The 9,869-nt window shown below is 29.2% G+C and carries 11 protein-coding genes; all 11 read right to left on the reverse strand.

Annotation, left to right across the window (positions count from 1 at the left end):
- Nucleotides 1-225: 225 nt before the first annotated feature.
- Nucleotides 226-2,067: a type IV secretory system conjugative DNA transfer family protein gene (locus LS74_RS10300; protein ID WP_034587677.1), complete on the reverse strand. Its 1,842-nt coding sequence runs from the start codon at nt 2,065-2,067 to the stop codon at nt 226-228.
- Nucleotides 2,068-2,079: 12 nt separating this feature from the next.
- Entirely contained in the window at nt 2,080-2,418 is a 339-nt protein-coding gene (locus LS74_RS10305; RefSeq protein ID WP_034587676.1) for a hypothetical protein, read from the reverse strand.
- Between the two features lie 4 nt (nt 2,419-2,422).
- A complete protein-coding gene (locus tag LS74_RS10310) occupies nt 2,423-3,235 on the reverse strand; it encodes a metallophosphoesterase (RefSeq protein WP_034587675.1) in 813 nt (270 codons plus the stop codon).
- Nucleotides 3,236-3,288: 53 nt separating this feature from the next.
- Nucleotides 3,289-4,134 (reverse strand): hypothetical protein, encoded by an 846-nt coding sequence (locus LS74_RS10315; RefSeq protein WP_034587672.1) that lies wholly within the window; start codon nt 4,132-4,134, stop codon nt 3,289-3,291.
- A gap of 161 nt (nt 4,135-4,295) precedes the next feature.
- Nucleotides 4,296-6,500: a DNA topoisomerase 3 gene (locus tag LS74_RS10320; RefSeq protein WP_034587670.1), complete on the reverse strand. Its 2,205-nt coding sequence runs from the start codon at nt 6,498-6,500 to the stop codon at nt 4,296-4,298.
- A gap of 9 nt (nt 6,501-6,509) precedes the next feature.
- The gene (locus LS74_RS10325) at nt 6,510-6,887 is read right to left on the reverse strand and encodes a hypothetical protein (RefSeq protein WP_034587668.1); all 378 of its coding nucleotides are present in this window, start codon (nt 6,885-6,887) and stop codon (nt 6,510-6,512) included.
- Nucleotides 6,884-7,240: a hypothetical protein gene (locus tag LS74_RS10330; protein ID WP_034587666.1), complete on the reverse strand. Its 357-nt coding sequence runs from the start codon at nt 7,238-7,240 to the stop codon at nt 6,884-6,886. Before LS74_RS10330 ends, LS74_RS10325 begins: the two co-directional genes overlap by 4 nt.
- Complete coding sequence (locus LS74_RS10335) at nt 7,237-7,914, reverse strand: hypothetical protein (RefSeq protein ID WP_052086441.1); 678 nt, start codon at nt 7,912-7,914, stop codon at nt 7,237-7,239. The genes LS74_RS10330 and LS74_RS10335 overlap by 4 nt, the downstream gene beginning before the upstream one ends.
- A gap of 18 nt (nt 7,915-7,932) precedes the next feature.
- Complete coding sequence (locus tag LS74_RS10340; RefSeq protein ID WP_034587664.1) at nt 7,933-8,748, reverse strand: thioredoxin domain-containing protein; 816 nt, start codon at nt 8,746-8,748, stop codon at nt 7,933-7,935.
- A gap of 104 nt (nt 8,749-8,852) precedes the next feature.
- Nucleotides 8,853-9,119 (reverse strand): hypothetical protein, encoded by a 267-nt coding sequence (locus LS74_RS10345; RefSeq protein ID WP_034587662.1) that lies wholly within the window; start codon nt 9,117-9,119, stop codon nt 8,853-8,855.
- Nucleotides 9,112-9,720: a hypothetical protein gene (locus LS74_RS10350; protein ID WP_034587660.1), complete on the reverse strand. Its 609-nt coding sequence runs from the start codon at nt 9,718-9,720 to the stop codon at nt 9,112-9,114. Before LS74_RS10350 ends, LS74_RS10345 begins: the two co-directional genes overlap by 8 nt.
- Nucleotides 9,721-9,869 lie beyond the last annotated feature (149 nt).

The raw sequence follows: 9,869 nt of genomic DNA on the forward strand, positions 1-9,869 counted from the left end.
TAATATTGCAACCAGCAAGGTTGAAACAGGAATACAACAGGAAAATTATTTATAGATATTTGTAACTATTTATAGTTTTTTATAGGTTTGTAGGAACGGTTATGACCAGCCTGTAATGATTGATTATACACAACAGCTCAAAGACAATACTACGCAAGATTTAACTCTAACAAACAGCAAAAGCAAGAATGCAGATTCTGCAAGAATACGCAAAAGACGATAAATTCAATTATTTACCGCTTCTGCATTTGTATAACTTAGTCCTAGTTTTCTAACAATTTCATTAGTCTTTTTAAAAAATATTCTTTTGCTAACATATTGAACTAATGGAATTTTCTCGTTACTCATTCCTTGATAAGTCGTTTTTTTACCAAGTGCCATTAAAGAAGTTTCAGTTTGTGCTATGGCTCTATGCAATTTACCATTAGCAAATATCATCATCTCGCCATTATTCATATTTACTACTTCGTTATGTTCTATGGCTTCTTTCTCTTCTATTCTAAAAGTATCTTCTGTTGCTCCTGACCCCTTAGCTCCATCACGCCTTTTAAGATAGTCTCTACTCATTGTTTTAATTTTTTCAACCATTTTTGCGTAAAATTCTGTTGTTTCAGGGTGCATATTTTTCATTAATATATGAACGCCTGTAACATCAATGATTTCTTTTCTTTCATAATCATTCTTTGCAACAACATCAATTTGTGCGGGGCTTTGAAAAAATGGAACAACACTAATACCCAAACTTCTACTTTTAGATTCTAATCTTCCAAATCCCTCAATAACATAACTACCTAACTCATCACAAAAACAAGCAAATGGAATCTTTGGCTCTTTTGCAAACTTTGCTTTTTGGGCGGCAACTCCCTTGATAAGCCCTAATAATAATCTTCCAAGCTCTTTTGGAGTAGTATCAGAATCCATTGTAGGCAATGTTACAAATATAATTTTATTTCTTTGTGTAGCTTCCCATAAAGAAATATCAGGGTTTGGAGCATTAAAAATTCTTCCATAGTCTGAGCTTAAATTTGTCAAAACATTTCTCCAAGCTCCAACGCACACAGAAACATCATAAATACCCTGCCCCTCTCCACTTGTTTTTTTAATCATTTCATCTACCCATTTTTTATTTTCTTTATCTCCTTGTAAAAAATCATTTATATCCACTTCAATCGTGGAACTTACATATTTAACAAAATCCATTATTCCAACATTATATCTTGCCAAATGTTTATATTCTATTGCAGTTTTTACTAGTGTTACAAGGCTCATCATATTTGTAAGTGATGAAAAGTCAAAAACAAAGTCTTTTTCATTGTTTCTTTTATACACCATAAGTTTGAGGATACATTTCATAAATTCTTTTTGTTTTTCTTTCCATTCATTTTCTTCGCCTATTAACAAAGCAATAAGAATTTCATATATACTTAACGCCCCTCCACTCAATAATGGATTGATTGTGTGAGTATTATCCATATCTAAAAAATTTAGATATACAAAATCATCTTCTCTCCCCACACTTGCAACTACACCATATATTTCCTTTGCAAATTCATCTGTCCCCTTACCATCAATGATAAAACAACCTCCGCCTAATACAGCATATTGTTCTATCAATCCTTTCATTAAAACCGATTTACCTGCTCCAATGGTTGCCATTACAAGAAAGTGGCGTTTCATTGTTTCTGCATTTATAAGCAAAGGGCGAGTTTTATTGTTTTTTGCCCTACCGCTTTTAACAGCGTCTCCATAGAATTTTTTTACTTCATACCCAAGTGAAAGTAAATATTCTTTGTCTGCCTCATTTGGAATTACAGCTTCTTTTGTATCTTTTGTTTCACTTATAAAATAAAGTCCTATCATTATTCCTGCATATATGACTCCTAGCATATAAAGTCCTATGGCAATATTTTCTCCAATAGTAAAAAAAGAAGCTAAAAAAGCAAGAATACAGCCTAAAAATCCACCAAATAAAATTAATTTTTGCAGAACTTCTTCTTCTTGTAAAAATATGCAAAGATTATTTTGATATGGTTTGTATAAATTAACTTTTGCGGATTCAATTTTCATTTTATTCCTTTTCTAATTTGCTTTTATAGTATTGTTTATGCCTTGCAACTCGTTGTTTTGCTTAAGCAAAAAGCTTTTTTTCAAAGCCAAAAGCGATTCGGCTTCTTTTGCTCTCTTTAAGTTTTTTAATAGTGTTTTATTTTTCTCTTCTATTTTATTAATTTCACTTTTTATTATATTTGTAATATTTTTTATTTCATTCCCAATTTCATTATCTCCTTGAGTATATTTACTATTTGTTATTTGCTCATACGCAAAAAGTGTTGCGAAATCAGGACATAAAACCGCATTGGCACTACTTACAATTGTTGCAATAATAAAAAGGATAGCAGAAAGTTTTATTTTTATCATTCAATTACTCCTTATGTCTATTTCTTGTTTTAGCATAAAAAATCTCTTTTCTAAAATCAAATCGCTCAAAGTTTTTATTTTCATCTAACTTCAAGCAATGCAAATACAAGGTATTTGCCTCTATCTCATCGCTTGTGAAATTCACATCTCTGTGCCAATGACCAAATATCCAAAATTGTGGTTTTTGATGATTATCAATCAGAGCGTTTTTAATCTTTTCTAGCTTATATGGATTCTCATCGTGAATCTTATGGCTTATATTGATAAGTTCGCTTAAGGGGTTTAAAAAGCTTTGGGGGCAAGTGTGGGTTACTACAAGCTCTATTTTCCCCTTGTAGTTTTGTATATTGTGTAAAGCATTCTCAAGTTCCATTTGAGTAATGGCTTCTTGCTTCCACCAGCTTAGTCTTTCAGCCCTCCACGCCTTATCTATGCTTAAAGCTCCACCCATAGTGAAAATAGTATGTCCTGCTATATTGTAAATATTCCCTCTTTTGAGATGATAGCATTTATCTTGTATATATTCGCCCACAATAGATTCAAACTTCTCAACTTGCTTAAGAGCGTTTAGGCGATTAAAATTCTCGTGATTACCATCTATAAATAAAAGAGTGCAAGGCAAGTTCTTAATGCGTTCTTTTAGCTTGGCTTCTTTTTCTAGCATATTTTCTTGCTTAAATACGCCCTCTTCATCACTCCACAATACGCCAAAATCTCCACAGACAATAATATAATCATCTGCTTGATAACTAGGCATAAAAATCTTATCTATATCAAGGCTTCCGTGTGTATCGCCAAAGAAGTAAATATTACTCACTTTTGTATCCTTTTATGTGATTTTTGAACTACTTGTTTATTGTTAAGTATAGCTTAATTATCTTTTGCATATTCTTCATCAAATACTTCTTCTTTTGGATTAATTTCTAATTCTTCTTGTTTAAGATAATCTTTGATTCTATCTTTAAACTCTATGTAACGATAAAAAAGTGCAGAGCCTTTTCGTTTAACGCAATTTAAATTCAAAATATCTAATGCACCTATAAGCTCAATTTCTATTGAACTTTTTGCTAATACTTCTAAATTTGCCACACCAATATTGAATGATGGTGTTACTCTTTCATATAAATCCATTAAGAAAAATTCTACACAATAATTGTTTGTTTCTAATTCTTCTTGAAAATTTATTTTCAGCTCCATAGCTTTAATACATTCTTGTATTTTTCCAAAGACCGCTTTATGTAAATTGCTTTTTTCTAACTCATCTATCGTTTTAATGTGTGTAAGATTGAGATTTTTTAGTGATATGAAAAATGCAGGAACAATAAGATTATTTTTCATAAGTTTTTTAGAATCTTTATTTACCAATACTTCAACACGATTACTTTTAATATCTTTTCTAACTTGATAAAAGTCATAAATTTGTTTGGCATTTACTTCCTTAAAATATCTTTGTTGATTTGCTTTAATTCCAAGAGAAGTAAGACTTGTTTTCTTTTTTATATAGGATATTCCATAAATAAATAATGGAATAAAAGCTAGATATAATATATTGGTTTGTAATGGCTCATCTCTAAAATAAACCAAAAAACAAACAATCAATGTGCTTGTCCCTAAAATATAAGCAATAGAGCTTAAAACATTTTCATTAACTGATAAAAATTTACTTTTTAAATAAAAAATAAATGTTGCAAAAGCAAATATTGAAAGCATAAACATAATATATTATTTCCTATTCCCATTAGTCTTGGTGATGATACGCTCGTTTTCTTTTGCTCTACTTTCAATTTCCTCACTCAATGCTTTTAAGGTTTCTAAATTGTTCATCGTATGAATTTCCTTTTCTGTTTGGTTTTTTGTCTTTTTCTATTTTGAAAAATTCAATCACCATCTAAATTTGGTTTTCCATCTTTTTCAAAGCAACTAAATTTACAACCATTTTTCCAATCACTACAACCATACCAAGTATAAGGCTTATTGGTCTTTTTTGATACAGATTCTTTTTTTATCAAGAATCCTTTTTGACATTGAGGGCATTTTACATCTGTTTGCCCCTGCACTTCATTGTTAAGGTTTGGCTTTCCATTAATCTCGTTACAAATAAATTTACAGCCATTATTATATTCACTACAACCATACCAAAAACTTCCTTTTTTGTTTTTTGATTCTCTTCTTATAAGCGAACCTTTTTTACATAAAGGACATTCATAAGAAGTGATATTTTGATTTTGTTCTTTGTTTTGACTTACGCTCATTGTTTTCTCCTTGTCTTGTTCTATGATTTCTTTTATAAATTCCTCCACAGAATTTAAAAACTCCTTTCTACTTAGAGTTCCATTCATTATTTCTTTTTGCTTTTCAAACCAAAGTGCTGTCATATCGGGTTGTGTAAGCATAGGGCTTAAAGCTTGGATAAGTTTTATTCCTTTTTGCGTTGCGGTAATATTTTGTTTTTTATCTTTACTTACTTGTATATATTCCCTATCTATGAGAGTTTTTATATGGTTTGAACGAGTTGCAGGTGTCCCTATTCCACCGCTTTCCCCTTTTTTATCTTTATCTTTCTCCACAAGAAGTTTTTTTATGCGTTCATCTTTGACATACTTGCTTACTTGATTTAAATCTTTTAGTAATGTTGTCATTGTGTATTTCGGTCTAGGTTTTGTCTTTTCCTTACTTACAGATATATTTTCGCACAAAGCAACTTCAATATTTTTTACAGAATCCAACCAATCCACAGCACTTGATTGCTCTTGCTTAGAAAAATATTTTTTAAAACCTAAAAATAAGTCTTTTCTTATGCTTGTTTCAAAAAGATATTCATCTATCAAAAAACTAAATTTATAAGTTTGATATTCACAAGGCTTGTAAAATTGCATTAAAAATCTTTTAGCTATAAGTGTATAGATTTGCAATTCGTCTTTTGATAAATTATTTAATTCTAGCTTTGTCTGCAAAGGCACAATGCCATAGTGGGCTGATAATTTGCTATCATCAAAAGCTTTTGATTTTATTCTAATATCCGCATTGTTTTGTCCTATATCTTCATCTTTAAAGTTATATTTTAAAGTTTCAATTACTTGAGGAGACTCTTCAAAGAGATTTTCAGGCAAATACTGACAATCGCTACGATTATAGGATATAGCTTTATGTTTTTCACGCAAAGATTGCGTAATACTTAAAACTTTGTCAGGACTAAAACCAAATATTTTGGCACATTCTGCTTGAAGTTCTAGCAAATTATATGGCAATGGCGGATATTCCATTTTTTTATTAACTTCAAGTTTTAATTTTGCATTTTTATTTATACAATTATTTTTTATATTATTTGCAATTTCTTCTTCTACTATACGCTCATCTTTTTCAAGCTTCAACGGAGCTTGTATGTTGTTTCCATTAATATTAAAATTTCCATTTATTGAAAAATAATTTAAACTTTTAAAGTTTTTATTTTCCAATTCTCTATTAACAATTAGCCCTAAAATTGGAGTTTGCACTCTGCCTATGGTAATAGTATCTGAGCTTCCACTATTTCTTTGATTTAAAATTGTATAAAATCTTGTTAAGTTCATACCAACAATGTAATCTGCTTCACTTCGTGCAAATCCACTTTCACTTAATCCTTTAAAATTACTATTTGGCTCAATTTTGCTAATAGCTGTTGCTATTGCTTTTGGAGTAATATCATTAATTAGACATCTTGTAATAGGTTTATTTGTTTTGGAATATTCCAAAATCTCGTCTATGAGAATCTGTCCCTCTTCATCAGCGTCTCCACAATGCACGATTTCTGTTATTCTACTATCATTAATTAATTTAATAATTGTTTTAAACTGATTTTCAGAGCTATGATTAGGTATTCTTTTAAAAGGATAAGGAATTTTTAATGGCAAATCATTGATATTCCATTTTTTAAAGGCTTCATTGTAAAAATGTGGTTCGGCTAATTGCATAATATGTCCATAAGCCCAAGTTATAATAGAATTTCCTTTAATAATATGAGAATTATTTTGTTCTGCATTGCCCTCAATCCCATTACTAATAGCTCTAGCCAATTCAGGTTTTTCTGCTATAAAAAGTCGCATATTTTACTCCTACTTAAGTTCATTTTTTTGTTTAAGATAAAAAATTAATTCCATATCCTTTACTATTTCTTCTTTCATTAATTCATTTTCTCTTTTCAAAAAAGTATTTTGATATGAAAATTCTTTGTTGGTGTCTTTTAGAGTATTTTTTAATTTTGCAAGGGCAGATTCTTGTTGTGATAGTTTAGATGAAATACTTTGAGCTAGACTACTAAAAGAATTTTTTATATATGGATAACACAAGCAGGTAGCATTAGCAACATCTTGTCCTGCTCCTGCAATATCATCAAATCCACCCATAATATCTCCCAATATCCCACCAATAGCAAAAGTTTGGTTTGCAGAAATAGATAGAATTAATATTGTTGATAATATTGTTCTTTTCATTTTTTTTCCTGTTCGGCTTCTATATTAATAAAGTTTCCCAAAAGCTCGTTCTCTTGTTGAAGTAAAAACTCTATTTTTTTAGCAATCACTAATCTTTCTGTCTCTATTGCTTTAAGTTTTTTCATTTTTTCTTCTCTTTTTTTACTTTCTTCTTTTATATTTTTCACAACAGGCTTGATGTTATCTTTCCAATAATTTTTTATATCATTATTTTCATCTTTTATAAAATCTTTTATATCAGTATGTTTTGTAGATGAATTTGTGTCGGAAACAAAAGAGCAGGGAACAAGTGCATAATTGTATTCTGTTAGTAGAAGCAAATAGAAGCATAAACAAATAAATATTTTTTTCATATTTTGTTGCCTCCATTTGAATTACTTGCATTCTCTGCACCAAGAAGATTCTGATATGTTTCAACTATTTTGTCAAACAAACTTGCTCCATTTGGTATAAAAAGTGCCAAAGAAGCAATATTAGCCCACACAGAATAAATAATAAGTCCTGCAACATTTGCTATAAGTAGCCAAACAAAAAAACTAACATAATTAAATTGCACAGAATCTTTTTTTGTTTCTATGACTGCATAAGCACAAGCAGTTAGAAATACAATGATAATGCCAAGTAACATCAACCAATCAGCTGTTGTTTGAACGATATATAATTGTAAAAATGCTCCCTCATCTTCTACTCCGCCATTAGAACCAGCTAAAGAAAAAACTGAATTTTTGCCTCTAGCCCAAAAGATTGGAAAAATTTTTTCTTGCAAATAGTTGTTTTGATATAACGCTCCAATAACATCAAGAAGTTTTACTCCTAGCATAAAGAAAATGCAAGACAAAAAATGAACTATAAATGCAACTGAAAAGACAGACATAATTGAGCCTGAACGAGCATTATGCCCACTATTAGCTTTAACTAATCCGTTAGCAAGTGTAAAAAAGAAAGGCAAATAAGCAAAAGCTAAAGCTGAAAGCCCAAAAACAAAAGCTGTTGAGATGAGTTGTGTGCTACTTGAACCTAATTCCATTGTTTATATTCTCTATTGTTATTTTACTTCAATAATGTATGGAACATACTTTACACCTAAATCTATATACTTATCATAAAGCATTTTAATATTAAAACTGCGTTGTGGAGATACAAATTCTTGATTGATATTGTCTCCATAATAAAGCTTAATAATATCAAGCTTTTCTTTATCATTTTTCGCATTTTCTATGTTTTCATAAATAAGACTAGCTCTATTAAAACCTGCGTCTTGATGAACACTTACAAAAATAAAATGAACTTTATGTTTGGCTAAAAATTTCTCATTAATGCTTTTTAAATGTTCTCTACAAAAAGGACATAAAGGGTCTGTGAAGACATAGATTTCTTTGTCTCCATTTCCCAATGTTACAATGTATTCGGAATCTTCTTTTAAGCTTTCTAAAATTTTTTCATTTGCTTTTTCTTCTAATCTTTTTGTTATTTTTTGTTTGCTTGTATTCAGGGATTCTATACTTGCAAAATCACTAAAGAAAAAATTATCTTTGATAAATAGAATTTCTTGTTGTGTTTCTCCATTAATATTGAACTCAAAAATAAAAGCGTCAAATTCTAAATCTTTATTTGCTGATATTTTTTCCAAGAATTTAACTTCTAAATCCTTGACATTTGCAAGTTTCTTTTTGTAAAAGGCAATTATTCTTTCAATTTTTTCTTCTTCAGTATAATTGACTTTGTGTTCTCCAAGCGTATCTAGAAAATTCAATTTTGTTTTAACAGCTTCATTACTACCACAAGCATTAAGAACAGATACAGCCAAAGTTGCAAACACTATTTTTTTAAACCATTGAGACTTGTTTTGTATTTTTAACATTTTACTTCCTAATATTAGATTTTAAAATGTAAAAATAGCAGGGAGAAGTATATTCTATTTTAATTTTTGCTTAAAAAGTGCAAATTTGCACTTTTCTTTCAAAATTATTGTATTTGAGATTTGATATGCCAATAATTTAGAATAAGTTCATTTTTTTGTTTGATTAAGAAAATGTTACGCTTAACTTCAACAAGAATCAGTTTTCCTAAATTAATCTTGTCTTCTATTTCATTATTTTGGTCTTTTGCTATATTTTTTAAATTTTTTACTTCATTATCCATTGAATTGATTTCTGAAGTAGCACCAGCAATACAAATATTAGAATATGAGATAAGAACAAAAATTACTGATAATATCTTTTTATTATTCACTCTTGTTTTCTCTTTCTTTTTTTAATTTTAATAGATTATTATGCTGTATTAATTCTTGAGTATTATTAAAAATGACAACATCAGGCACATCTACTTCATTTTCTTCTTTATTAGATTCTTCATTGTTTGTTTCATTGTTACTCTCTTTTTGTTCTATTTTCTTATCTTCAGGCATTTTTTCAGCAAATGAGCTTAAAGCATTTTGCAACTTCTCTTTATCTTCAGAATAAAAAAGAGTAGAAATTTCATTTGGTTGAAATTTATCTTTTATAACCGCCACTTCATATCCTAAATTTTGCAGTATAAGAAATACTGAACTAACAATATTATTTGCTACGGCTTCATAGATTACACAATCTTCCGCATAAAGTGAATTTGAAAATGGAACAGCAGGTAATGCTCTTGACAAATAATCTTGAATTTCCATATATTTTTCAGATAGTGGGACTGAATTGTTAGCTTTAATATGATTGTTTGAATATTCATAATAAATTTGACTATTCATATTTTCATTTTTTGTCTCTAAACTTTCTTGCTGAAGCTTTTCATTTGCAAAAGACACTCCACAACATATTACTATCGCTATTATTATTTTTTTCATTTTTTTCTCCTTGTTTTAATGGAATTGTTTTCTTCTTTATTTTCTTGTAGGGCTTGTGGTTTGTTTTCTTCCGAAATCAAACAATTTTCAAACATAAAATCTGTATAACAATATTCGTTTATACTCCAACTAGAAATGTCTTGATTAAA

The sequence above is a fragment of the Helicobacter magdeburgensis genome (assembly GCF_000765825.2).
Classification (GTDB): Bacteria; Campylobacterota; Campylobacteria; order Campylobacterales; family Helicobacteraceae; genus Helicobacter_C; species Helicobacter_C magdeburgensis.

Bases quoted from the DNA above. Each gene is read 5' to 3' on its own strand.
- LS74_RS10315 (WP_034587672.1), bottom strand. From the start codon at position 4,134: ATGTTTATGCTTTCAATATTTGCTTTTGCAACATTTATTTTTTATTTA.
- LS74_RS10320 (WP_034587670.1), bottom strand. From the start codon at position 6,500: ATGCGACTTTTTATAGCAGAAAAACCTGAATTGGCTAGAGCTATTAGT.
- LS74_RS10335 (WP_052086441.1), bottom strand. From the start codon at position 7,914: ATGGAATTAGGTTCAAGTAGCACACAACTCATCTCAACAGCTTTTGTT.
- LS74_RS10325 (WP_034587668.1), bottom strand. From the start codon at position 6,887: ATGAAAAGAACAATATTATCAACAATATTAATTCTATCTATTTCTGCA.
- LS74_RS10330 (WP_034587666.1), bottom strand. From the start codon at position 7,240: ATGAAAAAAATATTTATTTGTTTATGCTTCTATTTGCTTCTACTAACA.
- LS74_RS10340 (WP_034587664.1), bottom strand. From the start codon at position 8,748: ATGTTAAAAATACAAAACAAGTCTCAATGGTTTAAAAAAATAGTGTTT.
- LS74_RS10300 (WP_034587677.1), bottom strand. From the start codon at position 2,067: ATGAAAATTGAATCCGCAAAAGTTAATTTATACAAACCATATCAAAAT.
- LS74_RS10305 (WP_034587676.1), bottom strand. From the start codon at position 2,418: ATGATAAAAATAAAACTTTCTGCTATCCTTTTTATTATTGCAACAATT.
- LS74_RS10350 (WP_034587660.1), bottom strand. From the start codon at position 9,720: ATGAAAAAAATAATAATAGCGATAGTAATATGTTGTGGAGTGTCTTTT.